This window comes from Sulfolobus acidocaldarius DSM 639, assembly GCF_000012285.1.
Taxonomy (GTDB): Archaea; Thermoproteota; Thermoprotei_A; order Sulfolobales; family Sulfolobaceae; genus Sulfolobus; species Sulfolobus acidocaldarius.
Map to the genome: position 1 here is coordinate 767,966 of NC_007181.1, position 26,033 is coordinate 793,998.

A 26,033-nucleotide genomic window follows, 5' to 3' on the forward strand; every position below is an offset into this window, starting at 1 on the left:
AAAGTGTCTACTCACGATTCTAAGTTATATATTTGCGCAAATTTAATTCCTTTCACTTCAATAACTCCTTCCTTTGCCACAAATCCCCTTTTTATAGCTTCCTCCACAACTTTATTACCCACTATACTTACAGCTGTAGCGCTATTTATCAGGGAAAAAGCATACTCTAACCCTACTTCTTGACCACCAAAGAACTCCTCATTAACCACTAGTCTAAGATTGTTCTCCTCAAATGTCTTACCTAAGGTCTCTCTTTCACAGATGTTAACAAGAGTATAGTTGTCTCTCTTTATGACGTTCAGTATTACTCTATCGTTCAAAACTGTTTCACCGGTGTTTGAGCTCCACAGGCTAAGCAAGATATAATCCAAACCTTCTTATCTCTCTTTAATATAGTATCAAAACTTCTGCATGTACTACACTGCACATACATTTTCAAAAACCTCTCCATAAGCATAGTCACTACCTGGGATGAGAATTTTCCTTGAATTACAAGTTGACCATTTTCCCCTAAGCTCCCTGGTGCAGCTAATTCCTTAAGTAAATATCTCATACATAATTTATCCTCTCTCCTTATTCTGTCACAATATTCGCTGAAGTTTCTGATTATCGTTGTATTTCCCACTTGTAGTACGATTAGGTTAGGTAGGTTTTGCTGTCCTGATTTTTGTGCCTTGTCTGGTAGCCTATCATACAATCTATCTAACAACTGCTCGTAATTCTTATCGACTTTGACTGTCACAACTAATCTTAAGAGTTTGAAGTTTAAAATACTTAATCTATGCGAGTGTACATTGAAACTTATGGGTGTGCTCTAAACAAAGGAGACAGCTACATCATGATGACTTTGCTTAGGGACAAGGGGCACGAGATAGTTGACAATATACAAGATGCTGAAATTTTGGTAATAAACACTTGTGCTGTGAGGTTAGAGACTGAGGAGAGAATGAAACAACGAATCAAAGAGTTGAAAAAATATAATGACAAAAGACTAGTTGTGGCAGGCTGTTTAGCAAGTGCTGAACCTGCTGTCGTAGTGAGCTTAGCTCCTGAGGCATCTGTTATAGGACCACAAAGCGTGCAAAAGATAGTAGATGTAGTGGAAAACAGTAAACAACGTCAAGTCTATTTGAACGAGGATAAGCCACTTATTACACCCAAGGTATTTGACGGTAAGATTGCTATATTACCTATAGCTGATGGTTGCGCAGGGGATTGTAACTTCTGCATAACAAAGTTGGCAAGGAGAAAGTTAAGGAGTTATCCACCACATTTGATAGTTGAAAGTGTGAGAGATGCAGTTAGGAAAGGAGCAGTTGAGATAGAACTATCTGGTCAAGACACCGCAGCTTACGGGCTAGATCTGGGTCAGATTAAACTTTCAGATTTAGTGAGGAAAGTAACTGAGGTAGAAGGAGACTTCATGATTAGGATTGGTATGATGACACCTGAACAGGCTATGAGAGATATAGATGGAATTATAGAGGTGTTGAGAGAAACTAAGGTGTACAAGTTCATTCATTTGCCTGTTCAGAGTGGAGACGACAATGTCTTAAAACTTATGAATAGAAAGTACACAGTAGATGAGTACAAGGACTTAGTTAAGGAAATACGTAAAAAAGTACCCATTGTAAACATAACCACAGATATTATCATTGGACATCCTGGTGAAGACGAGAACGCTTTTAGAAACACTTTAGAGCTAATGAGAGATATTAAATTTGAACGTATTCATTTAGCAATGTATTCTATACGCCCTAATACTAGAAGTGCTTCCATGAAACAAGTTCCTGATCCAGTGAAAAAAGAGAGAATCCAAATTGCAAATAAGCTTTATGAGGAATTGGCGTATGAAATACACTCAGACTACTTAAATTCCATAGCCTCAGTTATTACAACAGAGTATGGAAGAAAGGGTTCTGTGATTGGTAGAACACTGAATTACATCCCTGTAGTCATAAGGCAAAATGTTGAATTAGGAAAAAGAATTAATGTGAGAATAAATGAAGCTTCCTTCTACGATTTAAGAGGCGAACCTATTTCTTAAAAGATTTTAAACTATTGAAATAAACTACATCACATGGACAATGTATATATAGTATCTGCAGTTAGAACTCCTTTGGGAAAATTTGGAGGATCACTTAAGGATATTTCTCCATCAGAATTAGGGTCTGTTGTAATTCGAGAGGCTGTTAATAGGGCTAAAGTCGATCCTAAACTAATTGATATAGTTATAATGGGGAATGTTCTTAGAGCTGGTCACGGTCAAGATTTAGCCAGGCAAGCATCTATAAAAGCCGGTATACCTGCAAAAACAGACGCTTATTGTGTAGATATGGTTTGTTCATCAGGTATGATAAGTACCATAAATGCGGTGCAAATGATAAAAAGTGAGGATGCGGACATCGTTGTTGCGGGCGGAATGGAAAGTATGAGTAGAGCTTCATTCGCAATAGGTAGTGAAATAAGATGGGGAACGAAAATGCTCATGAACAAGTCATTAGACATTATCGATACAATGATAATAGACGGTCTTACTGACCCTTTTAATTTCAAGGTTATGGGACAAGAGGCTGATATGGTGGCAAGGGAACATGAAATAACCAGAAGAGAACTCGATGAGGTCGCTTATGAGAGTCACAGGAGGGCAACTATAGCTACAGAAAAGGGATACTTTAAAGACGAAATAGTGCCCCTTAATGTGGATGGTCGTGTTGTAGATAAGGATGAAGGGATTAGGGCAGACACTACACTAGAAAAGCTTCTTCAACTTAAGCCTGCTTTTGGTTCTGACGGACTTCATACAGCCGGTAACTCGTCACAAATAAGTGATGGTGCTGCTGCTCTGGTTTTCGTGAGTGAAAGTGCGGTCAGGAAATTCAAGTTAGAGCCGATAGCCAGAGTATTGGGATATAGTTGGATAGGTATTGAGAGCTGGAAATTCCCTGAGGCACCTATATATTCAGTTAAGAAGCTCCTGGATAAAATCAACATTCCATTATCAAAATTTGATTATTTTGAAAACAATGAAGCCTTTGCAGTGAATAATGTGTTGTTTAATAGATATCTAGGTGTATCTTATGATAGGTTAAACGTTTATGGGGGAGCAATAGCATTGGGTCACCCTATAGGTGCCAGCGGGTCAAGAATACTTGTGACATTACTGAACGTTCTGAGGAAAATGAATGGAAAATACGGTATTGCGAGTATATGTCACGGAATAGGTGGTTCCACAGCAATAGCAGTAGAACTACTATAGCTTTTTAGGTTTTGTGTTTTAATTATGATTGGTGGTAGACTAGTTTGGCAAAGAAAAAGTCGAATACAGAGCAACCTACAAGAGAGGTTGTCAAGCCTATAGAAGGCGAGGTAATATGTGTTGTAAAGAAGCTTTTTGGAGGAGAACATGTACAGGTCATATGTACTGATGGAAAAGAGAGACTAGGCAGAATTCCAGGCAAACTCAAGAAGAAAGTCTGGATAAGAGAAGGAGATGTGGTTTTGGCTGCCCCTTGGGACTTTCAGCCTAATAAGTGCGACATAGTGTATAGGTATACGGAAAGTGAAGTAAGAAGACTAGTGGAAGACAAGGTCATCAGCCAGGATGTGATAGAACAGCTCAGAGGATAATTCTTTGTCACGAAACAAAAGGAGAAAAGAGGAAAAAAGAATCAAAGATGCTGATTTATTTAAAGTGGTTGACTCCACTCTAGATACAAGAACTTATTCCGATTTATATTATATTTCAAGAAAATTAAATATAAAAACTATTTATGGGGCAGTTTCAGCTGGTAAAGAGGCAAAGATATATCCAGCCCTAACTGAGAGTGAGGAGTGGTATGCAGTAAAAATTTATTACGTTTCTACTGCGTCAAGCAAAAGAGCGATAGAGAGGTATACCTTTGGCGATCCAAGGTTTGAGGGTGTAAGGGCTTCAAACACACTAAAACTTATAGAAGTGTGGGCTAAAAAAGAGTTCAAAAATCTCTCTAAAATGTATGATTCAGGTGTCTCAGTACCTAAGCCGATATACGTTCACAAGAACATATTAATTATGGAATTCATAGGTGATAACGGTATTAGAGCACCACTACTAAAGGAATTACGTTCTGAAGACGTCAATGAGGACTTGTATAAAACTATAATAGATCAAGTTGTCATAATGGCGAATAAAGCAGAATTAGTTCACGGGGATTTAAGTGAATATAACATTATGGTTTTTGATGGTAAACCGTATATAATAGATGTTAGCCAAGCCATAGATCTGACTCATCCGAACGCGAGGGAATTTTTAGTCAGAGATATTCGAAATATTAATTCTTTCTTTATGAATAATGGTATAAATGTGATGAGCGAGACGGAAATATTAACTCGTTTTATTAAAATTTAATATGAGTAACTATGATGTATGTGACTGTACCAGATGAGAGGCTTGATTTAATTAAAACTTTATCAAAACGTATTGAGGAAATAAGTAATACTACCATTAATTTTGACGAGGTGACTAAACAGATCAGAGTTATTCCAAAGGATAATAATTCATATAATGCCATGAAAGTCATATCGGTAATAAACGCCTTAGGTTTTGGTTTTGAACCAAATGATGCCATGAGACTTATGAGTGATGATTATGGACTTGAAATCATAAACTTAAAGGAATTCACTAATTCGGTAAATTCTTTGAGGAGGATAAAAGGTAGGGTGATAGGTGAAAAAGGTAAAACTAAGAGGACAATAGAAGAATACACAGGTGTTATAGTCCTAGTAAAGGATCATGAGATCGGACTTTTGGGAAACATAGAGCAATTAAGTATCGCTAAAAGGGCTATCGAATTACTTATTGAGGGTAAAGAGCACAACACTGTATACAAGTACCTGGATAAGGCAGAAAGATACGCTATGTTATCTAACGTTAATAGAAATTTAAAGGAAGGTCTCTAAAAGGCTTAGTGCATCCTTGTTATATCTTGTAGTGTAGATTTTTATCACTTTTTCATAACTGCTAAGAATTGTCTTGTATTTGTCATCAGAAGTTATTTCCTTTAGTTTTTCTACATTGTTACTGTAAATATACCTAAAAACATTAAACAGTAATCTTTTAGGTTCGCTCAAGACCTCTTCCGTATTAAACAAATGGGGGCTCGGAGTCATGACCAATGTCAAGTGGGTTCCGTCCAATCTAGCTATCATCGCTATCTTATGTGCGCTATATTCTCTAGTGGGTGATTTTTTTGTCGCCTTTACTTCCACATAATATTTGCTTCCATCTTTTTCTGCTTCAATGTCATGTGTTGGTAGATCAACATACTTGACATTCATAAAATTCATATCCTGTAAAACTTTCATCGCTTTCATTTCCATAGCGAACCCGAGAATTATTCCCCTCGCCTTATCAATCGCGTACTCAATTTCATCATCAGTCAAATCATATTCTTGTCTTAGCTCTTCTAATATTCTCACATGATACATTTTTAATAATCATTTAAAAGTTTTAGTATTAGCATTTTATTTTAGTCTCTCCTAGTTTTCTTTTTCCTTCAGATCTAATTTTAGATATTTCATCGCCTTTAACATTTGTCGCATCATTTCCGAACCTCGAGAACAAATCAAGTTCAAAATTATATTCAGTGTAAACTCCCATTTTATTTAGTTTTTCATTAGCATCCTCCAGTGATTCAGAATCTTTGATGACTTTAGCTATAGGAGAAGTCTCATAAACTATTTTGGGTTCCATGAAAAACATCACTGCGGAGATGGGTGTAACAAAGACTCGTCTAGTATTGTTTCTTATGCTAACTTCCCCGTATAGTCCTCTAAAAGCTTCCAAGGGTATCTTAGAAGCTTCAGTTGTAACAACGCTTAATATCTCGTCTAGCTTTCGTGATATTGCCTCGTCTATTCCCTTTATATCCTTTAAACCACCCTTAGTTGCTATCTCTGCTATCCGCCTTAGGATATAATCTTGTTGTAGTTCACCATCACTACCAGCACCAATTGTGGCTAAAACAGATTTGGTTTTAGTTTCTGTCAAAACATTAAGCATGATGAAATCAATCAATGGACTTCCTAACGTTTCCTCACATCCTTTTGCAAGTACATCTCCTCCCGCATCTACTCCTACTATTACATCAATTCCTTCCTTCAACGCGAATTCATCAATCATTCGAGCTATCTTTCTAATACCTTCACGAATACAAATTGAGTACCCCTCACTTATATTTAGGACTTTGAGTACTTTCACGATCTGAGGGATAACTACTCTACCATTTCTTATAGAATAAGATTCCTTGTTCAATTTAGTAATTACATCATTTAAGTTATCTGCGTTCATGAACTCGCATATAGGTCCAGGTAAGGGATCCTCAACATACCTTTCCCACGTAACTGCCCCGAGTATAGTATCGTAACCCAGGCGTTTGTAATACTCATAAGCGATATACGCTGATACTACATCTCCCCCTCCTCCCAGACCGAAGATAAAGGCTTTCACATGATTTTTAACTCTTATCCCATTTTATACTTTGGTATAGCTAATGAGAAGTTAGCATAGTAATAGATTTACTTTTCGTGTATTATCTGATGCTTACTTTTAATCTTTATGTAGTACATAGCGTATATACAATGAGCGATGTAATTGATTTAAATTCAAATGAAGTATCAAGTTACTATACCTATGAACCTGACCTAAAAATAGGAGAAGCGTTGGCACATATCGTAGCAGCGGCCTCAATAGTTGAAGAGCTTGAGGGAGAGAGTGAGGAAGTAAAAGAGACAGTGAGAAAATATACTGATGCGTGGATAGTGGCAGTAGCACCATTAGATTATGTCCCCGGCATGGCTGAGGTCGTAGGGAGTAAGATTAATAAGAAACTGACTAAGATATTTCCAGACATATCTGAAGACGAGCTGGGAGAAACATTTGAAATTGTTATAGAGGCTAAAAGGAAACTGGAAGAGGGTGAAGTACCTTTCAATTATCAGGAGGTGGAAGTAAGGACCGAAAAAGTCCTACGTGCTCTTGGTGTAGATTTATCTTACATTCAAAAATTTATAACTGGAGATCTCAATAAACGATTATTGAGGCTTATCTCAATATTTGTGTTAGCTATAGGGATAGCAAGTATTTGGGATCAGAAATGGATAGCGGAATATCAATAACAGCGGAAAAGTTAGTTGAGGTAACCACAAAGTATGCTAGTAAGATCTCTGTTAAGGACGAGGAGATAGAGAGACTTGTAGGAATTTCAATGAGGAATATTGCAAAAACCTCAGTACAAAGGGTGTCTTTTTGGCTAGTGGAAGAAAGGGGTAATTTACTTTACTGTAAATTGTGTAACAAGGGTCCATTTACCAAGAAGGGTCTCTATTTACACTTACTTCGTCTTCATAAAGATGAGATTAAAGCCTTGATAGAAGATGAATTAAAACATGAGATAAAGGCTATCTTATAGGTTTGATAGTGCTCTATCTAGGTCTTCGATTAAATCTTCTATTTCCTCTATACCTACAGAAAGTCTCAACATATTAGGTGTAATCCCAGCCAATTTCCTTTCTTCTGGTGTTAAACTCCTATGGCTCATTGTTGCAGGATGGGATATAGTGGAGTTCACACCCCCTAATGTTTGGGCAGAAAGTATTACATTAAGTCTATTCATTAATTTTATGGAGTCTTCTTGAGAACCTTTGATCTCGAAGCTTACAACTCCCCCGTTTGCCTTCAAAACTCTCCTGGCTGTATTATAATCAGGATGCACCTTTATTCCGGGATAATATACTCTGGATATTTTTGGATGCTCTTGGAGAAACTCCGCTATCTTTTGTGCATTAGAATTTATAACATCCATTCTTACCTTCAGTGTCTTCATTCCTCGTATAGTAAGATATGACGCGTGTGGATCTGCAGATGTACCTAAACTCCTTCTAGTAAGATCAATTTTATTCATTAATTCGTTGTTACCACAAGCCACTCCAATTATTACATCATTATGTCCTGCAATGAACTTTGATCCACTATGTACTACAATATTTGCTCCTTGGACAATAGGTTTCTGGTTAATTGGCGTAGCGAATGTTCCGTCTACAACCAATAGCACATTATTTTCTTTACATATTTTAGCCAACTCAGGTAAATCTACAACTCTTAATGTGGGGTTTGAAATACTCTCCACAAATACCATGTCGTATTTTTTCTCCTTAGCCTTCTCTATGACCTCTCCAGGTTCAGCAACTTCAGCTCTTACACCCCAATTTTTCATAAATTCAGTGAAGAATTTGTATGATCTACCAAACATGTCCCTATGGATGAGGACTGATGAATTTGGCTTTAAAAGGGTAAAAGCTACAGTAGATATCGCTCCCATACCTGAGGAAAATACCACACCCATTTCTGCTTCTTCTAAACTAGCAATCATCTCTGCCAACTTTAGTACAGTCGGGTTTGCCTCTCTTGTATACCTGAATTTCTCCCCGATAGGAAATTCAAAGGATGTAGTCTGATATATTGGTGTAGTAATAGCGCCAGTTTTCTCGTCTGTTCCTTCAAATGTAGCTTTAGTTCCATCTCTCAACCCATGCACCCCCTGCTATCTTAGCTTCCTTGACTAAACACTTCTGTGAGTATGTTTCACAGATTTCAAGTCCCTCCTTTTTAATTTTGTTTTTATCACTATATTCATCAACGAACACTGCAATTGTAGGACCAGCCCCACTTACACACGCACCAATTGCGTTATTTTCTATGGAAATTTTCTTAAGTTTTTCATAATGTGGGAAAAGTGGACTCCTCGCTACTTCTACTATCTCGTCATTCAAACCCAATCTCAATAATTCCCTATCACCTTTAACAAGTCCTAAAATTGTAGAGGAAAGATATCTTGAATTTCTAACCATCTTACCTAATTCCACATTACGGGGAAGCATTTCACGTGCCTTCTTAGTTTTATCCTTAAGCTGTAAAACTGGAATGAATAGTAATAAGGAGAAATTTAAGTTAACCGGAATGGGAGAAACTGTAACTGGTTCAGTGTTTAATACAGCTACTACCCCTCCATAGACACTTGCTGCCACATTATCAGGGTGAGCAGAGCCTGAGGATGCTATTTCTCCGATCATTGAGGCTCTAACCAACTCTTGCTTATCTAAACCTAATTTAAGCAAATTATTTACACCAACTACAGCTGCGACAGCAGAAGCTCCACTGCTTCCTAACCCTAAGCCTGCAGGTATTCCTTTAATAACTTTCATTTTAACTTTGACTTTTACATCAAGTTCGCTCAATAACCTGTATACTGCATAAGAAGCTGAGTTCTTATCTACCTCATTGGGAACACCATCACCAGTGACGAGAACCTGCAAAGTTGAGTTTGGAATCGCTTCCATTTCAACACTGTCTTCAAAGGCGTTATGTGCTAATGCCAATATGTCGAATCCTGCTCCAAGATTAGCTGAAGAGGAGTATGCTTTAATTAACATGTTGATGATTCTGTCTTTTCAGATTAAAAATGTTTAACCCCTAAAATATTTCTTAATATCTGGATTCCTTACAATAATTTCTAATTTTTCCTTACCTATTACTTTACCGTCCTTATGGAACGTATCTGGGATAATAATTTTCGCCTTATCCATTAATTGCAGGGCAACTGAGGGGTATCTTAATTTGACTACAGGGTCTTTTACTAATTTACTTAATCCTACCCACTCCAGGTACCCCACATACTCACTACCTTCACCTGTCTCTATAACGTTTCTCTCCTTACTTAAATCTCCCTTAAAGTTAGAATCATATAAATTACTTATTACGATAACATCCCCTATACCGTATTTGATTGCCTTAAGTCCTATATAAGATCCAAAGGGTAGCACTCTAAATCCTCTTGGATATAGCGTAGGCTCTTCTTCACCTATGTAAACGGGTCTCTCATCTAGTGATCTAAGGTAAACACTTACCTCACTTCCCTCTTCTATATTTTCTCCTGGGTTTATAATAATGTAACCGTCTGCAGTTGAAAAGACTCCTATCATGTAGCTGTCAAAAGGCATCCCTATAGCGTAATATTTTCCATCCTTTTTAATTAAATAGACTGGAATATATGTGGTCCTATTATAATCTGCTTTTACTTCATTTGTTATAGTTGCCTTTATGGTATATCTATAAGAAGAAATGTTATACATTATATCTATGTATTTATCAACTACTTCTTCATTTATCACCATTGTAGATGTTATGTTTCCTGGTAATCCGAAAACCGGTTTACCCTTAATTTCTGCCAGTATTGCAGGCTTTCCCGGTTTTATTTTTAAGCCATGAACTATAATTTTACCTTCCTCTTTGATCACTTGATGTACATAATCTTTTTCTCCTGCACTTGACCCCCCTGTTACTATCACGATGTCTGCTTTTTCTATGCCTTCCAGTATCTCTCTTCTAATTAATTCCTTATCATCGTTTACATGAGTCCTTTTTATAACATCGTAGCCTTTAGATAAATAATAAGCTTGCAAGTAGTACGAGTTACTCTCATAAATCTTTCCTGGATCAAGGTCTTTACCTGGTTCTACTAATTCATCTCCAGTAATAATAATGTATATCCTTGGTCTTTTGTAAACTAAAACTTGCCTTATTCCGATTGATGCCAAAAGGGCTATCTTATAAGGGTTTAATCTCTCACCTCTTCTTACCACCAATGTTCCTTTAGGTATGTCTGTGCCGATCCAACCTATGTTTTCACCAAAACTTAATTTCTTACTTACCTTTACCTTATTCCCCTCAATTACTGTATTTTCAACCTTAACGACTGCTGTTGCCCCTTCAGGAATCGGTGAACCAGTGTCCACTTCAACTGCTTCTCCATTGCCTATCCTAATCTCCTTAAATTCGCCAATTCTAATCTTATCTATTACTGTAAATTCTCCAGGACAAAGGTCATGCTTTATCGCAAAGCCATCAACTGTGGATCGAGAGAAAGGGGGTAAAGGTATGTCAGATATTATGTCCTCAGCTACAATCCTGTTTAACGAGTCTTCAAGATTTATCCTTTCCACTTCTAATTGCTTTACTCCAAATTCGTTTAGGAATTTAGCTAGAGCATCCTGAGGATAGAGTAGTTCTGAATCCTTAAGAATCGCTCTCATAAAAATATATTCAAAAAACTACATAATATCTTTACTTACATAACGATTAATGCGGCTTTTTTCAACTCGTCCAATACAGTTAAAATTGGCTCTCGAACTTGATCAGACGGAAGATTTGTATCATTACTCGCTCTGTCAACAATCTCGGTCACAGTTCGATTACCATCACATAATTCCCAAACATAATAAGCTATAGGTGCAAGCTCATAAACCTTTTCTTCGGATAACTTTATCACGTAACCTTCTTCTTCTCCACTTTTAGTTACATCAATCAGTTCTCCTACCTTTTGCGGCTTAAGATCTTTTACTTCATCAAAATTCATTCATCTTCCTCTCCTTCGCTCTCTCTCCTCGGCCTAAATCCACCTCTTCTTCCTCCGAATCTTCTGCCTCCTCTTCCTCCTCCTCTGTATTCTCCTGCAGAAGGTGTTGTTTCAGGTATGGATTCAGCTTCGGGTATATTGTTATCCTCAGCCTCAGAAACATTAGATTTGCTTCCCGCATTTAACTGTACTTTACCCTTATAAGCCGTAGTCCATGCATTTGCAATTTTTATCACAGAACCAGATTTAATAGTTCCAGCAAGATTTCCCCATAAAGTTAGTTTTATTCTACCTGTTTCATCTCCAACAACTGCTTCGCTTATGGTTCTTGTCCCATTCTTTGTTTGTATAACTCTTGGCTCGCTTGCTTCTATTACTCTAACAGTTATATTTACGTTTTCCATTCCAGGTTTTAAACTATTTACCTTGTCTACCATTTATTCTCGACTCACGAATTTTGTAAATAATATCTCTCTATTCAGGTATAAAAATCTGTGTTATAATCCTATTGAGAGTTACTAACATTTGTTTTTAAGCTAGTAGATTATAAGATTAAATTGGGATAGTCTGTGAGTAATAATGTTAATGCCAATCATCTATTAGATTATCCAAAGAAATTTTTAGAAATGTTATCTGCCCCATTTGTAGGCAGAGAAGAGGAAGCAAGAGTATTAACGTTAGCATTACTCTCCAAAGAGCACGTAATACTAATTGGTGAGCCAGGAACTGCCAAATCAGCTTTAGCTAGAAGAGCTGCAGATCTAATGAGTGCAAAATTCTTCATGTATTTGTTAACCAAGTATACCGAGCCTGCAGAATTATTCGGAGCATTAGATGTAAATGCACTGAAGCAAGGCATATACAAAAGGATTACCAAGGACAGATTACCAGAATCAGAAATTGCCTTCCTCGATGAGATTTTTAATGCAAATTCTGCTATATTAAACGCGCTGTTATCCTTATTAAATGAGAGAGTTATATATGACGGTTATAACGTTATAAAAGTTCCTCTACGAACACTAATAAGCGCAAGTAACAGGGTTCCAGATGAGCCAGAATTAGACGCATTGTATGATAGATTGTTGTTAAGGCACTACGCAAGACCAGTAAGTGAAGACCAGTGGAAGGACCTTATAAATTCAGCATGGGACTATGAGTTTTCAGACAAATGGCATATAAGTCAAACAATCATGACCGTATCTCAATTAGACGAGTTATACTCTCTAATACCTCAAGTAGATCTGTCCGCTGTAAAATCGAAACTACTAAAGCTTTACGCAATGTTAGAGGAAAAAGGTATACATTTAACGGATAGAAGGAAGGGGAAAGTTTTGAAGATAGCTGCATCTCACGCTTTACTGAATGGTAGGTTGAAGGCTATAGAAGAGGACTTGATTGTTCTGAAGTATATTGCACCCAAAGAGATTGATGATTTTGAAAAGGTGTCCGCCCTATTATCAGAGGAATTAAAAACACCAATTAAGTACATGAAAGAACTTAATGAAATCTACTCTAACATAAAAGAGGCAACAAAATATGTGGATGCTGCTAATGAGTCTGATCCCAGGTTAGTGGAGTTAATAAGAAGCTTAAGAGCTACGAGGGATAGAGTAATCGCTTTAGGTAAGGAAAGCGGAGATGAGAAAGTGGAGGAATTCTCGAAAGACGTAATAAATGAAATAGATAAGTTATTAGAAAAAGTTGCAAGAAAGCTGGGGATATATCCTTGAGCGAGGATGGTTTTTTAAGAGGAGTCGATTATTTAGATCCCTTAGTTAAATATAGAGGAGAAAGGTTAGGTTACACTCTTAAGAAACTCACCGGTAAAGATCTTCAACTAGAAGACGGATTTTTAGTAGATACTTATTACATTCACTATTTACCTATGCCAATTCCAGTTACGAAAGAGGAAGTAAACAAAGGAAAAGAGGTAATGTATAACTTCATTAACATGATGTTGGATTCTGAGTTGGTTATAAAGAATAGAAACTACTCCATTGCTAACTCAGCAGTTAGTATGGCTCTATCTGTAAGTTACATTCAAAATTTGATTGAGGAGCTAGAGAGAATCAAAAGAACATCCCAATCACAAGAAGAGAGGGAAATGGCAGAACAAATATTAAACGGTCTAATGAAGGGGAGTGGCGGAAAAGAGAGCAATACCAAAAATAATGAAGAGAATCAAAAGATGGAGAGACTAATGAAACAAGTACATGAAAAAGCATTGAGCAAAGCGGTAGAAGATGCTGAGGCAGTAAAGAACATGCAAAGAATAGTAGGAGGAAATGGTGCAGGTACTGGTTCTATACTTAACTTTGAAGGAGAGATTCACGAGGTCTTAAGACTAGCCAGAAACACCGAGATTAAGAAGATATTGGAGTTCCTGAATGGAATGCCAAGGTTAGGTAGCTACACTAAGAAGAGGACTGTAAGATATGCTAGAGGAGAATTGCACGGTTATGAGAAGGGTTCCGATTTAGAAAGGATCGTTTATTCAGAGTTAGCGTTACCTGACGAGTTATTTTATGTGAAATTCGCTGACTCGGACTTACTATTATATCAGAAGAAGATTAAGGAAGCGTTAGGTCCTATATATTTACTTCTGGATAAATCTGGAAGTATGGATGGTGAGAAGATCATTTGGGCAAAAGCCGTTGCCCTATCCTTATATAATAGGGCAAGGAGGGAGAATAGAGATTTTTACATCAGGTTTTTTGATAATATACCATATCCATTGATAAAAGTTATGAAGAACGCTAAGAGCAAGGATGTAATAAAAATGATTGAATATATAGGCAAAATAAGAGGTGGGGGAGGTACTGATATAAGTAGATCCATAATTTCAGCATGTGAGGACATAAAAGAAGGTCATGTTAAGGGTGTTAGCGAGGTGATATTACTAACAGACGGTGAAGATAAGATAGCTGAGACCACAGTTAGAAGGTCATTAAGAGAGGCTAACTCTGTTTTAATAAGCGTTATGATCAGGGGAGATAATGCTGACTTACGTAGGATTGCAGATAAATATCTAGTAGTTTACAAACTTGATCATGATGATTTATTGAGAGTTGTTGAAACTTAAAAAATTAGAGGAGGCCTCAGTATCATTCTCCGTTAATACGGTGTCAACTGAGTATGGCCGTTAATAATATTTTTATAAAGGGATAGGATAAAAATTTATTGATGTTGAACGATCCGAACACTGAGTCAGTGTTGTGATGAAGAACTTTTTGCTGAATTAACGTAATCTCGTAAAAACTTCATATCTTCCTCTAAGCTTTTTTCATTTTCTTCTTTAATCCACATTAATCCTCCTGCAGCGTCTATAAGTTCACCCTTTATTTTTAAGTCCTTAGTTTTTTCTTTCCAATTAAAAACATATTTAGAAACGACGAAGACGTAAATATCGCCCTCATTTCTGAGGTGTATCTTTCCTGAATATAGATCTCCAACTGTATATTCAATTTCTTTTGCAAAAGGTTCTTTACCAGGTCTTTCACTTACTGGGTACCAGTTCCTCTTCACATCTCCGCCAATTTTTGTGATTACATTTGATATATTTTCTTCAACACTCATTATACTATACCCCTTGATGCAAGAACCTCTTGGGCTAGTTTAGATATTCCTAGTTCTTCGGGGCTAAATCCAAATGCTAATCCTAATAACTGGGTTACATATATTGCTGGAACCACCCAATTCACATTGAATTCAGCTTTTATTCTCAGCTGTAAGTTGTCCAGCTGTAAATGACATAGGGAACAAGGATGAATTATTATATCTGCCTGCTCCTCCTTTGCACTCTTAAGTACGCCATAGGCTAACCTTAAACCAACTTTGGGATTGCTACCCATTAGTGGAAAACCACAGCATGACTTTGCTGCTTTAAATGACACTGGTGTTGCTCCTGTCACTCTGATAAGGTCTTCCATACTATGGGGGTTAAATGCAGGCTCGAAACCCATTATTTCTTCTGGTCTGAGCATTTGGCATCCGTAGTAAGCTCCTACTTTAAGACCTGTGAGTTGTCTCTTTATCCTTTCCTTTATCTTTTGTAACCCTACATCTCTTACTAATACCCAAACTATGTGTTCTGCTTGAGCACTACCAGAATAACTTACACTGGTTCCTTTTATCCTGTCATCTACTTCCTTTTTCAAGTCCTTGTTTTCCTTATACTTATGTGTGGCTAATCTATGACTTTGTAGACAAACACTGCATGGAGTAACCATCTTTTGATAGCCCATCTTTTCGACGATTGAGAGGTTTCTCAGGTTTAATGCTACATGTCCTACTTCATCATATTCATCATAAAATCCTCCGCCACAGCAGTTCCAGTCCTTTACCTCATCTAATTTAAGTCCTAACGTTTCGAATACTTTTTTTGTAGCTATATCTATATCTTTTGATAAACCATGTGCCGTACAACCTGGATAATATGCGTACGCCATAACTTATCCCCTTAATAATTTTCTTACTTCTTGGATGTTTTCCACTGCCTTCTCTTTGACTAGAGCATATTTAAGTTTTCCTGATTGCATAAGGAATATCATTTCTTTCATAGAGCCTAATAGACCATACGTGGATAGGTAAACTCTGGAACCCATTATCTTGCCTGAGTCAAATATTGAGCTATGGACTGCCTCAGTGTGTTTCTCACCTGTCTTTATAACCTCAGTCTTATCCTTTGCAAGCCTACTAAATGCTCTAGTCTTCTTTATTGCTGTAACAGGCTCTATATCTCTAGGACATACGTTGTAGCACATATAACAGTAAGTGCATCTCCAAGCACTGTCTATAAGTATCTTCAATCTTTCCTCTGTTATTGTATCTCTGGGATCTGCTAGGAATCTGAAACCTTTAGCATGAGCTGCTGGACCTAAGAACTCAGGGTCCTCTTGAACTGCTGGACATGCTGATACACATAATCCACACCATATACACTGGGCAAATTTCCATAATACTTTTTGATCTTCTGGTTTTAGTCTATGTTCAGCCTTACCTTCTAATACTTCATTACTTGGATATAATCTAGGCTTTACCTTGTGCATCCTATTATAAAAGTCATCCAAATCTACCACTAAATCTTTAACAGGTTTGAAATAATCCATGGGCTCAATGGTTATAACGTTACTACCATATTTCTTTATGACATCAAGCACTAGAGTCTTACATGCTAATTTAGGTTCACCATTTATTTTCATCCCACAGCTTCCACAAACCGCCATGTGACATGAAGCTCTATATGCTAAAGTGGGATCCTGCTCGCTTTTTATCCTCCTTAGTGCTTCAGTAAATTGAGTAAACCTATCGACCTTTAGCTTATATTCTTGCCAATAGAACCCCTTTTCCTGTGTGTATCTCTTTACTTTTATTATAACCTCTGCTTCTTCATTCTTCAGGGACATCTTAATACACCCTTTCTTCAGGCTTCCATTTGGTCATTTTAACTGGCTTATAAGTTATTTCTACAGTGTTTCCTGATAGATATGCTATAGTGTGTTTGAGCCAGTTTTGGTCATCTCTCTTTGGATAGTCTGTTCTGTAATGGGCTCCTCTTGATTCCTTCCTGTTTAAGGCAGTACTTGCGATTACCAAACCTAGGTCAATCATATTCTTAAGTTCTAGGGCGTTATAAAACTCTGTATTGTAAACTTTACTTTTGTCCAATACGTACATATTCTTCATTTGTTCCCTTAACTTTAGGATTTCTGAGACAGCGTTCTTTAACCCATTTTCGTCCCTGTATATTCCTACGAACTCCCACATGTAATCTCTCAATTTTTCTAATATATCACCGAAATGAACACCAGATTCTTTCTTCACAATATCATATGCACTTTGTTCAGCCTTTTCAGCCTCTTTGTCTATATCTGATGAGGGCTCTGTAAAGGACTGTAAGAATTTAACTACTTCATTTCCTGTCTCTCTTCCAAAAACTAATGTTTCTAGAAGAGAATTAGACCCCAGTCTATTAGCTCCGTGTACGGATACACAGGCTGCTTCTCCGGCTGCAAATAACCCTATTACATCTGGGTTCTTACCTGTAATATCAACATCTATTCCTCCCATATAGTAATGATGAGCTGGTCTTATGGGAATCAACTCTTTAGTTGCATCAACTCCAGAGAATGTCTTTGCTGCCTCATAAGCTAAGGCTAATCTTTCTTTAATGTACTCTTCACCTAAATGCGATATATCTAACCCTACATATCCACCTGGAAAACCGCGTCCTTCCTTAATCTCAGTTATTATAGCTCTTGAAACTATATCTCTTGGTGCTAAGTCTAACTTCTTTGGAGCATACCTAGTCATAAATCTTTCTCCTTTAGCGTTCTTTAAAACCGCACCTTCACCTCTAGCTGCCTCACTTATTAGTATATCAGATGGATATAACGCTGTGGGATGGAATTGGACAAACTCAGGATCCTTCAGTGCTACTCTAGCTCTTAGAGCCATTGCATAACCGTCACCTGTTCCGATATAGCTATTTGTGGTGTGTCTATACAGCATTCCCATACCTCCAGCGGCTATGACAACTGCCTTAGCCTTAAAGAAGAATGGTACCATGTTTCTCATGTCAAAAGCTACTACTCCTCTTACCCTACTCTCATCTCTAATTAACTCCCAAGCAAACCATTCAAAATAGAAGTCTACTTTTCCAGATCCTGAGGTTCTCTCGTATAAAGTATGAAGTAATGCCATACCTGTTTTGTCTCCAACGAATCTAGTTCTTGGGTAGGTCTGACCACCGAAGTATCTTAAGGCTATCCTTCCATCTGGCTGTCTGTTAAATAATGCTCCCCACTTTTCTAGCAACTCTACAATTTCACCTGATTTATAAGCTAGCAGTTCAGCAGCATCCTGATCTACTAAATAATCGCCTCCCTTTATTGTATCATATGCCATATAGTCGGGGCTATCATTAGGATCTGAGTTACCATTTACGTAGGCTGCTATACCTCCTTCTGCGGCAGCTGAATGAGATCTAGTAGGAAATACTTTAGATATTACTGCAGCAGAATAGCCAGCCTTAGATATCTCATGTGCAGCCATTAGACCGGCTAGACCAGCTCCTATAATCACGGCGTCATAACTTAGCTTTTCCATATTTGATTTAAACTAGTTAAAAGATAAAAAGTATTTGTTATAGTAACTCTGTTAATGTATTAACCACAAATTTTGGTTTTATATCCGATGCCTCCAAGTCCTTCCTTGTGTTTATACCAGTTAAAACTAACACAGTGTCTATATTAGCATTTAATCCCATTTTTATATCAGTTTCTAACTGATCTCCAATCATTATTGCTCTAGAAAAATCCTTCAATCCAGCAATCTTGAATGCTACTTTTATCATCCAGATGTTGGGTTTTCCTGCTATAAAGTCAGGATTTCTCTTTAACGCATAAATTATTGTTGAGGCTATTGCGCCTGCTCCTAATTTAAGCCCATCCTTAGACGGCCATAATCTATCCATGTTAGTGACTATAAACTTAGACCCTTTATATACTGATCTCATTGCTGTAGACAATTTTTCATAAGTGCTTAACCTATCAAGACCAATAACTACTGCATCAGGTGTCTCCTCATTAGCTTCTCTTATACCCAGTACTTCAAATCCAAAGTTTTTCAATTCCTCAATTAATCCTTCTTCGCCAACCACGAAAACTGTCTTAATGTTTGATTGCTCCTTCATGTATATTGCAGTTGCTGTACCACTAGTAACAATATATTCTGGACTTATCTTCAAGCCTAAATAGCTTAATTGCCGTGATAGTAAGACTCTACTGAAGCCTGAATTATTAGTTAATAAAAGTACCTTCTTACCGGCTTCGGATAGTTTCTTGATTGCTAAAAAGTTTGGCCATATTGGTTCTCCTTCTCTCAGTATGACGCCATCTATGTCGCTTATAATTAGATCATAGTTATATAAGCTCATTTTTCTCTAGCTCACTAATTTTTTCTATGAGTTTTGGTACTAGCTCTTTCTCATCTCTTATAAATCCATAGTATCCAAATGGATAATATTCCAGTTCCTCACAGTCCCACGAACCGGCATAAGATGGTGCAACCTTGAAATAAAGTGAATGTATTCCTCTATACAAAGCTATTATAATCACTTTACCTTTCTTCTCAGCTATGTAGACTTCACAATCATTAATTTTATGTCTAACGAGCCTATCGACACCTATATCATCTTTTGATAGCAACATTTAAATTTCACCCGCTGGCGTAAGAGAGTGTGAATTCTGAAACTACTGCTAGAAAGTACTACTCTAAGTTAAAAAGGCTACCTAGCTTTAGGATAGTTTTCAGTATATTTGCAATAGAGTTTGCCTTACTTTTGGTTAGAAGTTTAGAGTTTGGAATACTGTATATAATACCGTTTTTAATTTACCTACTTTGCGTACTTTTGATTGTTAGAGAGATAAAACTTTCAATATTTCTTGGGCTATTAACTGAGTTTGTTTATCTCATATTTTCATTATTTACTTCCCAGACAGTATTTGCATTCGGTATTCTCGCTCCTTTCTTCGGATATCTCATGCTGGGAAAATTATCTGAATTGAAATCTACTCTCTCAGTCTTTGTGACCTCCTTTCTTCCATCCCTTATTAGTGGGCTAAATTACTACGTGTTATTATACTCACTTATAATCGCAGTTGTTTTTCATTTTTATATTCACATAGTTAATGTGAAAGGAGAGAGGATTACAGGGTTCAAATCTCTAACCCTATTACGCCCTTTTCTAATGTCAGTAATGAGGAATGATAATAAACTGGTGGAAAAATTCCTTGATGGTGTAGGTACTAAGATCGTAACCAATGTAGGTATGTTCAAAATAGGTAATCATCATTTTATAATACCCAAAATCCACTACGGTCTAAATGGTGAGATAGGAAGTTCCAAATTTATCTATCAACTTGAATCTATAATTCCAAATGTTATTGTTTTCCATGGACCTGGTGACCACGAACTAGATCTAGTTACCTCCTCTGAGTCAAGAAGAGTAGCAGATTTTATTGGAAATGAAATTAAGGATGGCAAGTGGTTATCTCAGAAGTTTTATGGGATTCATGTATGGTATAATTGTGGTTTCAGGGGAGTCACTTTAGTGTTCTCAGATTCCACATTGACTTTCCTGGAGAGACCAGGTCTGGGAATTGATGACCTCCCTGTGAAGTTATGGGAGAACTCAGTAAAGTATAATGACTACATAATAGATTGTCATAATGAATATCTTCAGGAGGAACTGCCGTTAAATTCAAGGGAATGTATAATGCAAGGGATTAATTACGCTAAAAATGTTCTAAGGGAGAGAAGAGTAGAGAGAGCATTAAAAATTGCAATTGAAGAGAGAACCATAAGTAATCCTGAAGGTCTCTGTAGCAATAAAATTAAAGTTGCTGCTCTATCTGATGGAAATACAACTGTGGGTATTGTTTACTTATATGCTAACAATGCTGACCCCTCGCTTACAAAATCTTTAAGAGAGAGTTTAGGAAAATACGTAAATATTCCCCTACTTATAACTCCAGATGATCATTCATGCACAGGCTCTGAGCTGGGAAATCTTTATACTCCAGCCCAATTCTCTCCTGAGTTACCATCGTTAGCCGAGAAAACTTTGAATGACGCTTTAAATAAACTCCAGGATTGTGAGGTTGGCTTCAATAGGCTTGACTTAAAAGGGGTAAAAGTAATAGGTAAAATAATTTCGTCTTTTGTAGTCGCACTGGAGGAAATAGGAGGTTATGTTATGAAAACATTCTGGATACCTTTAGTCTTACCACTATTTCTTGCAATTATTTTTATAGTACTAACTTAAACTTTTGTTAAACTCTGTTAGAACATTGTCAACTTCTCTTCTCCAACTACCTAAAGATGAGGGGGATCTTGGATAATTCAGATATAATTCCTTTATTTTCTTCATAGACTCTGCAACCGCCTTTAGCTTGAATAATAAAGAGGGTCTGCCTAAACCAGAGATTACTCTCATTGCCTTATCAGCAACAGACAAGTGAAGATCTCCTTTTTCACTTGCTTCCAGCAGATCCTCTTCTTTTATAATCTTCTTCTTCATTCCATAGTTTATGTCGTCATTACTAAGTTTCTGAAGGAACCTCCTAAATATGTCTAGGCTGGCTTGTTTTGCTCCATACTCATTTACATAGCAAATGTTCATGTCCCATAATCCTGAAGCTGAGAAATCTCCTGTCTCAAAAGCTGAAAGTATAGCTTTCGCTGCACAATATCCAGATATCATGGCTGAACCTTTTCCTCCGCCATGAACAGGATTTACAGTAAACCCTGAATCTCCTATAACTATTATACCGTTCCATGCCATTGTATATAACGGTCTTCTGGTGGGAACCAATGCACCTCCTTTAACCAATAATTTACTTTTATCCACATCAGGTGCATACTTATCTAGATATTTTTTATAATACTCATGAATGCTTGGGTATCCCATACCGCCCTGAATTCCAAGACCGACATTGACTTTGTTCTTCCCTTTAGGGAAGTACCACCAATAACCGCCTGGAGATGTCTCTTGATCTATGAATATTCTCAAGTAGTCATGGTCCTCTATATCTTCCTTAGTTAGTAGAACCTCTCTGTACGCTACGTCTGCATCCTTATCATCTAGATCTTCGGTTATGGGTAATTCAGGTGGTAGTTTACTTCTGAAACTTCTTGAATATCCTGTAGCCTCAACAACTACCTTAGAGTATACTGTAAGTTCCTCATTGGTTCTTCTATTAAAGAGGACTGCTCCTTTTACATAACCATCTTCAAATATGGGTTTCATTGCTGTTGTCAAATCCCATATTTCGACTCCTCTATCCTGTGCCTCTTTAAGAACTCTTTGATTATATAGTGGGGCATTTAGTTCAAAACCCTCTCCATTTACTGTCCATACTGTCTGCATATCAGGGCTGTAAAGCTTTATTCCATTTATTTTATTTTCTAACTCTTCACCTTTAGGATAAGGCATACCTAACTTATCAAAATGAGCCTTACTTACTGCATCTCCACAAGGTTTGTCTCCTATCCTGTTCCACGGTTTGCTATCTACTAATAATATTTTAAGACCTCTTCGTGATAATTGGTAAGCAGCTGAAGAACCAGCAAAACCTCCTCCGATTATCAGAACGTCATATTTAAGTTCCTTCAACCATTATCACGCTATAACTTATCTTAAAATCATTATTTAAAGCTTTATATAGAGTCTTATGGTTGTACACAATAGTTCTTTGTTATCATCGCCTTTATTTTATTAGGAAAAGCATCATATATCTTTATCATGATAGGTCTTGTTTCTTCATCACAATAAATGAGAATACCATCTATGTTATATTCAAGTAATTTGTCCAACATCTTGTTCACTTCATCTCTTTTCCATAAGTGAAGTTCATAACCTATGTCTATATTGTCTAGCATAGCTTCCCTAATGTATCCTACGACCTCGTGGAACTTTAAGTCTGTAATAATGTTTACAACAACCTTTTTGCTTCCGAGTTTCCTAACATCAGTGAGGACTCTTCTGAAAAAATTATCTAGGTTCTCAGATGTGACATTTACAATGGAAGCTATTAATGAATAAGGCATTAAATTAGCCATCATAAATGTGGTATTAGTGTTTTTCGCTAGCATTTAAAATTACTAATTTTCCCGATATATCCTCTTTATAGTATTTCGTCCAATAATTGATATGTGATTGCCCAGGTCTATTATAATAGATTTGATGAAAATATTCTAAGTAAAATAAGGGTTCTTAAAAGAATGGGTATTGAAGTAATTTTAGTAAAAGGAGAGAGGAATCTTATATTTATAAATTCGTACCTTGTCTGGAGAGATGATGAGAGTGAAGATATAAGAGATGCCGTTTATGATGTTAAGATATACGAGTTAATTAGGGAAAGTTATATTGGTATCAGTTCCTGAGTTGCTTTAGGTAGTGATTAGAGTCCGTTATAACTAAATAACCTCTAGAATCTGATGGAAACTCCCTAGTGATTCCGCCTATGTATATTACTCTCGCTAGCTTATCTACCTCTAACCTTTTATACTGCCCCAACACAATCCAATCCCAGGGACCTGCCCCCATACTTCTCCTTAATTGGTCTATGTCGTTCTGATGTCCATGTACTATGAAGTATTTTACAGAGGAAACTTCAGCTATGTACATTGTTGTAGCCAATATCTCTTCTCTGTATCTAGGTTCTGCCATAATACACTTTATTGCATGGGGATCCATATCACCCTGAATATAAACTATTTGAGCCCAGGGTGCTATGCTTCTTATAACGTATAATACATCAATAACTCTTGGACACTCATAGTCCCAATAACACTGTGTAGTATCCCCATTAAGTACGATAGTCTCTGGCTCTTCCCTCTTTATTATCATTGAAAGAGCGCTCTCTATATGGGGCTCTGGAAATCTAATGTTTCCCATCACCAATATTTTCAATATTCCTCAATCTTGTATTATAACAATCAGGCAGTTTTTATACTTTCGTTGAATAAGCTAGCGTTAGAATTTTATAATTCACTATACGCAATAATAATGAGTAAAATTGAATACGAGAACAGTCGCGTTACTTTCAATAGTTTTAATATTACTACCATTAATCCCCGCTTACTTACTAAACTTCTTAGCCTTTGTAATTTCATCTGCAATTGGTTTTATAATAGTAATTTACATTATGATCTCTAACAAAACATGGACAGATACCAAAAACAAGGTAGTAGGTACGTACTTTAGCGGAGTATTTGCAACAGGTGTAGTTTTGGGCGAGTTCCTGGAATTATATTCTGCAACTAGAGAATTTGCCATAGCAGGGTTGGTATTTGTACTTCCCTTTATAGTACAGTTTATCCTGCTGGCTAAGGACATATTGCCTAAACTGGTTAACAAGGATCTCATCTACTTCAGCAATGGATACTTACCAATGCTTATAGTGATTATAATAGGTGCATTAGTGGGAAGGATGTTAACTTCATTTTACTCGTTAATAATACTTTACAGTGGGACTATAGTAGTTGCACTATTAGTTTTCTTATACTTTAGGAAGTGAAGATTAATGGATGTAAGTATTATAGGTGGAGGTCCAGCGGGTTTATCTTTGGCCTGGTTTCTTAAGGGAACAAAATATAATGCAACAGTCTACGAGGGTCTAGACAATGTGGGTTATAAGCCCTGCGCTTGGGGACTAATAACTGGTGTTGAGGAGCTAGTTCCGATATCAAAAGAAGCCATTATAGGAGAAATAAAGAGATTTAGAATATATCTAAACGGAAAAATAGTGCACGATATAGAGTCAAAGAGGAGACTTGGATACATAGTCGATAAGCCCTTGTTCCTCAGGGATATAGCAGAAAAGGTAAACGTTCAGTATAATTCAAAGGTGATTGAAAGGAAAGGCGAGTATCTCGTAAACGGTAACCAGAAATTAGAGAGTGATATGGTAATAAATTCCACAGGGCATTACTCACTGTCCTTTGATCAAACCATTCCAGCCATTCAATACATTACGGATTATAAGATAGACTCTGATATAGTGGAATTCTATTTTTACTCAGACCTTTTAGGATATGCTTGGGTGTTCCCAGATAGATATGGAAGTAAGATAGGTATAGGCGGATGGGCTAGTGTAGACTTTCTAAGACAAAGACTTTCCTCAGTGATTAAGGGTAAGACATTATTCTTTCATGGTGCTAGGGTAGCGGATATAGGAATTCTTGACGACAGACTTAACGGTAAATATGTTGGTGAGGCAATAGGTGCAGTTTACCCTTTGACAGGTGAGGGCATAAGACCTTCGATACTCAGTTCTAAGATACTTGCAGATTCCCTCTTGAAGGGAAAAGAGTTTAAGGCTGAGTTTAAATCATCAAAACTCTACTTCACTATTCAATCTCAAGCCAAGATAATTGAGGGAGTAAAGAAGAAAGTGATTGGAACTGATGTTTTATCCAAGATGTTAACTAAAACTGATCCTGATCTAGTTCTCAAGATAGCTATAGGTGATTTTGGAAAACTTGACCTTATTAAAATATTTGGGAGGTCACTTTTACCATGACATACATTCTAGATGATATAGACAAAAAAATACTATCTATTCTCCAGGAAGACGCAAGGACTCCTTTCTCTAAGATAGCCAAAATGCTGAATCTTAGTGAATCAACTATACATATGAGAATTAGGAGATTGAAGGAGAAAGGCGTTATTAAAGGTTTTTACGTCGATATAAGCCCTGAAGCTATAGGCTTAAATGTAGTTGCCTTCATAATGATTAAGGCAGATCCTAAACGATATGAACAGATTCTGAAGAAGATAGCGTCTTTCAAAAGTATATTTGAGGTTTTTGATATTACAGGCGAATATTATTCAATACTAAAAGTTAGGGTAAAAAGTAGGGAAGAATTGGCTAAAATTCTTGATGAAATAGGGAATATGGAGGGAGTGACCTCCACCTATACCATGTTTGTTTTAAGGACAATAAAAGAGGCTAAAACTATAGATTTTGACTGATCAGTGCGAGAGCTCGTCATCACTTATCTCAGCCGGTTTTT

At 36.9% G+C, this 26,033-nt stretch carries 32 protein-coding genes; 14 read left to right on the plus strand and 18 right to left on the minus strand.

From position 1 onward, the window contains the following. Positions 1-11: 11 nt before the first annotated feature. Both SACI_RS04585 and SACI_RS04590 read right to left on the minus strand, forming a co-directional pair. Positions 12-320, minus strand: coding sequence for a DUF424 domain-containing protein (locus SACI_RS04585; RefSeq protein WP_011277824.1), 309 nt, complete (start codon positions 318-320; stop codon positions 12-14). Then, the gene (locus SACI_RS04590) at positions 317-742 is read right to left on the minus strand and encodes a translation initiation factor IF-2 subunit beta (protein WP_011277825.1); all 426 of its coding nucleotides are present in this window, start codon (positions 740-742) and stop codon (positions 317-319) included. The genes SACI_RS04585 and SACI_RS04590 overlap by 4 nt, the downstream gene beginning before the upstream one ends. A 39-nt stretch (positions 743-781) precedes the next feature. On the opposite strand from SACI_RS04590, the gene SACI_RS04595 reads away from it, so the two are divergent. Genes SACI_RS04595 through SACI_RS04615 form a run of 5 tightly spaced genes read left to right on the plus strand, consistent with a single transcriptional unit; the run spans position 782 to position 4,941 of the window. Continuing rightward, a complete protein-coding gene (locus SACI_RS04595) occupies positions 782-2,047 on the plus strand; it encodes a tRNA (N(6)-L-threonylcarbamoyladenosine(37)-C(2))-methylthiotransferase (RefSeq protein ID WP_011277826.1) in 1,266 nt (421 codons plus the stop codon). A gap of 33 nt (positions 2,048-2,080) precedes the next feature. Then, positions 2,081-3,259 (plus strand): thiolase family protein, encoded by a 1,179-nt coding sequence (locus tag SACI_RS04600; RefSeq protein WP_011277827.1) that lies wholly within the window; start codon positions 2,081-2,083, stop codon positions 3,257-3,259. Positions 3,260-3,303: 44 nt separating this feature from the next. Then, complete coding sequence (locus tag SACI_RS04605; RefSeq protein WP_011277828.1) at positions 3,304-3,630, plus strand: translation initiation factor aIF-1A; 327 nt, start codon at positions 3,304-3,306, stop codon at positions 3,628-3,630. Between the two features lie 4 nt (positions 3,631-3,634). After that, positions 3,635-4,390, plus strand: a complete 756-nt coding sequence (locus tag SACI_RS04610; RefSeq protein ID WP_011277829.1) for a serine protein kinase RIO — start codon at positions 3,635-3,637, stop codon at positions 4,388-4,390. A 14-nt stretch (positions 4,391-4,404) separates the two neighbouring features. Further along, complete coding sequence (locus tag SACI_RS04615) at positions 4,405-4,941, plus strand: RNA-processing protein (protein WP_011277830.1); 537 nt, start codon at positions 4,405-4,407, stop codon at positions 4,939-4,941. On the opposite strand, the gene SACI_RS04620 is transcribed toward SACI_RS04615, so the two are convergent. Continuing rightward, positions 4,924-5,469, minus strand: a complete 546-nt coding sequence (locus SACI_RS04620) for a hypothetical protein (RefSeq protein WP_011277831.1) — start codon at positions 5,467-5,469, stop codon at positions 4,924-4,926. The two genes, SACI_RS04615 and SACI_RS04620, sit on opposite strands and share 18 nt — an antisense overlap. Positions 5,470-5,497: 28 nt before the next feature. After that, positions 5,498-6,490, minus strand: a complete 993-nt coding sequence (locus SACI_RS04625) for a DUF1152 domain-containing protein (RefSeq protein WP_011277832.1) — start codon at positions 6,488-6,490, stop codon at positions 5,498-5,500. A gap of 131 nt (positions 6,491-6,621) precedes the next feature. Between SACI_RS04625 and SACI_RS04630 the strand changes: the two genes are divergently transcribed. Beyond that, positions 6,622-7,158 carry a hypothetical protein gene (locus SACI_RS04630; RefSeq protein ID WP_011277833.1) on the plus strand — a complete coding sequence of 179 codons (537 nt, stop codon included), beginning with the start codon at positions 6,622-6,624 and terminating at the stop codon, positions 7,156-7,158. After that, positions 7,137-7,451 carry a hypothetical protein gene (locus SACI_RS04635; protein ID WP_011277834.1) on the plus strand — a complete coding sequence of 105 codons (315 nt, stop codon included), beginning with the start codon at positions 7,137-7,139 and terminating at the stop codon, positions 7,449-7,451. Before SACI_RS04630 ends, SACI_RS04635 begins: the two co-directional genes overlap by 22 nt. Here SACI_RS04635 and SACI_RS04640 read toward each other — a convergent pair. Genes SACI_RS04640 through SACI_RS04660 form a run of 5 tightly spaced genes read right to left on the minus strand, consistent with a single transcriptional unit; the run spans position 7,446 to position 11,890 of the window. Beyond that, positions 7,446-8,567: an aminotransferase class I/II-fold pyridoxal phosphate-dependent enzyme gene (locus tag SACI_RS04640; RefSeq protein ID WP_011277835.1), complete on the minus strand. Its 1,122-nt coding sequence runs from the start codon at positions 8,565-8,567 to the stop codon at positions 7,446-7,448. The two genes, SACI_RS04635 and SACI_RS04640, sit on opposite strands and share 6 nt — an antisense overlap. Next, complete coding sequence (locus SACI_RS04645) at positions 8,551-9,471, minus strand: homoserine kinase (RefSeq protein ID WP_011277836.1); 921 nt, start codon at positions 9,469-9,471, stop codon at positions 8,551-8,553. Before SACI_RS04645 ends, SACI_RS04640 begins: the two co-directional genes overlap by 17 nt. 33 nt (positions 9,472-9,504) lie before the next feature. Beyond that, entirely contained in the window at positions 9,505-11,130 is a 1,626-nt protein-coding gene (locus SACI_RS04650) for a molybdopterin molybdotransferase MoeA (RefSeq protein WP_011277837.1), read from the minus strand. A gap of 35 nt (positions 11,131-11,165) precedes the next feature. Then, positions 11,166-11,453 carry a PqqD family protein gene (locus tag SACI_RS04655; protein WP_011277838.1) on the minus strand — a complete coding sequence of 96 codons (288 nt, stop codon included), beginning with the start codon at positions 11,451-11,453 and terminating at the stop codon, positions 11,166-11,168. Next, positions 11,450-11,890, minus strand: a complete 441-nt coding sequence (locus tag SACI_RS04660) for an OB-fold nucleic acid binding domain-containing protein (RefSeq protein ID WP_011277839.1) — start codon at positions 11,888-11,890, stop codon at positions 11,450-11,452. The genes SACI_RS04655 and SACI_RS04660 overlap by 4 nt, the downstream gene beginning before the upstream one ends. A 189-nt stretch (positions 11,891-12,079) precedes the next feature. Between SACI_RS04660 and SACI_RS04665 the strand changes: the two genes are divergently transcribed. Together SACI_RS04665 and SACI_RS04670 are read left to right on the plus strand one after the other, a co-directional pair. Further along, the gene (locus tag SACI_RS04665) at positions 12,080-13,183 is read left to right on the plus strand and encodes an AAA family ATPase (protein ID WP_048054428.1); all 1,104 of its coding nucleotides are present in this window, start codon (positions 12,080-12,082) and stop codon (positions 13,181-13,183) included. Beyond that, positions 13,180-14,535, plus strand: coding sequence for a vWA domain-containing protein (locus SACI_RS04670; RefSeq protein WP_011277841.1), 1,356 nt, complete (start codon positions 13,180-13,182; stop codon positions 14,533-14,535). Before SACI_RS04665 ends, SACI_RS04670 begins: the two co-directional genes overlap by 4 nt. Before the next feature lie 125 nt (positions 14,536-14,660). On the opposite strand, the gene SACI_RS04675 is transcribed toward SACI_RS04670, so the two are convergent. From SACI_RS04675 to SACI_RS04700, 6 genes are read right to left on the minus strand one after another with little or no spacing between them, the layout of a single operon-like run. Continuing rightward, positions 14,661-15,029, minus strand: a complete 369-nt coding sequence (locus tag SACI_RS04675) for a hypothetical protein (RefSeq protein WP_011277842.1) — start codon at positions 15,027-15,029, stop codon at positions 14,661-14,663. Continuing rightward, positions 15,029-15,901, minus strand: a complete 873-nt coding sequence (locus SACI_RS11825) for a CoB--CoM heterodisulfide reductase iron-sulfur subunit B family protein (RefSeq protein ID WP_011277843.1) — start codon at positions 15,899-15,901, stop codon at positions 15,029-15,031. Before SACI_RS11825 ends, SACI_RS04675 begins: the two co-directional genes overlap by 1 nt. Before the next feature lie 3 nt (positions 15,902-15,904). After that, entirely contained in the window at positions 15,905-16,858 is a 954-nt protein-coding gene (locus SACI_RS11830) for a succinate dehydrogenase/fumarate reductase iron-sulfur subunit (RefSeq protein WP_011277844.1), read from the minus strand. A gap of 1 nt (position 16,859) precedes the next feature. After that, entirely contained in the window at positions 16,860-18,560 is a 1,701-nt protein-coding gene (locus SACI_RS04690) for a succinate dehydrogenase flavoprotein subunit (protein ID WP_011277845.1), read from the minus strand. Positions 18,561-18,597: 37 nt separating this feature from the next. Next, positions 18,598-19,389, minus strand: a complete 792-nt coding sequence (locus SACI_RS04695) for an HAD-IIA family hydrolase (RefSeq protein WP_011277846.1) — start codon at positions 19,387-19,389, stop codon at positions 18,598-18,600. Further along, entirely contained in the window at positions 19,376-19,663 is a 288-nt protein-coding gene (locus SACI_RS04700; RefSeq protein WP_011277847.1) for a hypothetical protein, read from the minus strand. Before SACI_RS04700 ends, SACI_RS04695 begins: the two co-directional genes overlap by 14 nt. Positions 19,664-19,692: 29 nt before the next feature. Here SACI_RS04700 and SACI_RS04705 point away from each other — a divergent pair, with 29 nt between their 5' ends. Continuing rightward, positions 19,693-21,279 (plus strand): DUF2070 family protein, encoded by a 1,587-nt coding sequence (locus SACI_RS04705; protein WP_011277848.1) that lies wholly within the window; start codon positions 19,693-19,695, stop codon positions 21,277-21,279. Here the strand turns inward: SACI_RS04705 and SACI_RS04710 are convergent. Continuing rightward, positions 21,271-22,629: a digeranylgeranylglycerophospholipid reductase gene (locus SACI_RS04710; protein WP_011277849.1), complete on the minus strand. Its 1,359-nt coding sequence runs from the start codon at positions 22,627-22,629 to the stop codon at positions 21,271-21,273. The two genes, SACI_RS04705 and SACI_RS04710, sit on opposite strands and share 9 nt — an antisense overlap. Positions 22,630-22,685: 56 nt before the next feature. Beyond that, positions 22,686-23,108, minus strand: coding sequence for a DUF5751 family protein (locus SACI_RS04715; protein WP_011277850.1), 423 nt, complete (start codon positions 23,106-23,108; stop codon positions 22,686-22,688). A gap of 60 nt (positions 23,109-23,168) precedes the next feature. Here SACI_RS04715 and SACI_RS04720 point away from each other — a divergent pair, with 60 nt between their 5' ends. Next, complete coding sequence (locus SACI_RS04720) at positions 23,169-23,399, plus strand: hypothetical protein (RefSeq protein ID WP_011277851.1); 231 nt, start codon at positions 23,169-23,171, stop codon at positions 23,397-23,399. Here the strand turns inward: SACI_RS04720 and SACI_RS04725 are convergent. Continuing rightward, a complete protein-coding gene (locus tag SACI_RS04725) occupies positions 23,389-23,928 on the minus strand; it encodes a phosphoesterase (RefSeq protein ID WP_011277852.1) in 540 nt (179 codons plus the stop codon). The genes SACI_RS04720 and SACI_RS04725 overlap by 11 nt on opposite strands. Before the next feature lie 106 nt (positions 23,929-24,034). Between SACI_RS04725 and SACI_RS04730 the strand changes: the two genes are divergently transcribed. From SACI_RS04730 to SACI_RS04740, 3 genes are read left to right on the plus strand one after another with little or no spacing between them, the layout of a single operon-like run. Continuing rightward, on the plus strand, positions 24,035-24,535 hold the full coding sequence (locus SACI_RS04730; protein ID WP_011277853.1) for a hypothetical protein: 501 nt from the start codon (positions 24,035-24,037) through the stop codon (positions 24,533-24,535). Positions 24,536-24,541: 6 nt separating this feature from the next. Beyond that, positions 24,542-25,540: an NAD(P)/FAD-dependent oxidoreductase gene (locus SACI_RS04735; protein ID WP_011277854.1), complete on the plus strand. Its 999-nt coding sequence runs from the start codon at positions 24,542-24,544 to the stop codon at positions 25,538-25,540. Beyond that, positions 25,537-25,992: an Lrp/AsnC family transcriptional regulator gene (locus tag SACI_RS04740; protein WP_015385528.1), complete on the plus strand. Its 456-nt coding sequence runs from the start codon at positions 25,537-25,539 to the stop codon at positions 25,990-25,992. Before SACI_RS04735 ends, SACI_RS04740 begins: the two co-directional genes overlap by 4 nt. Positions 25,993-26,033 lie beyond the last annotated feature (41 nt).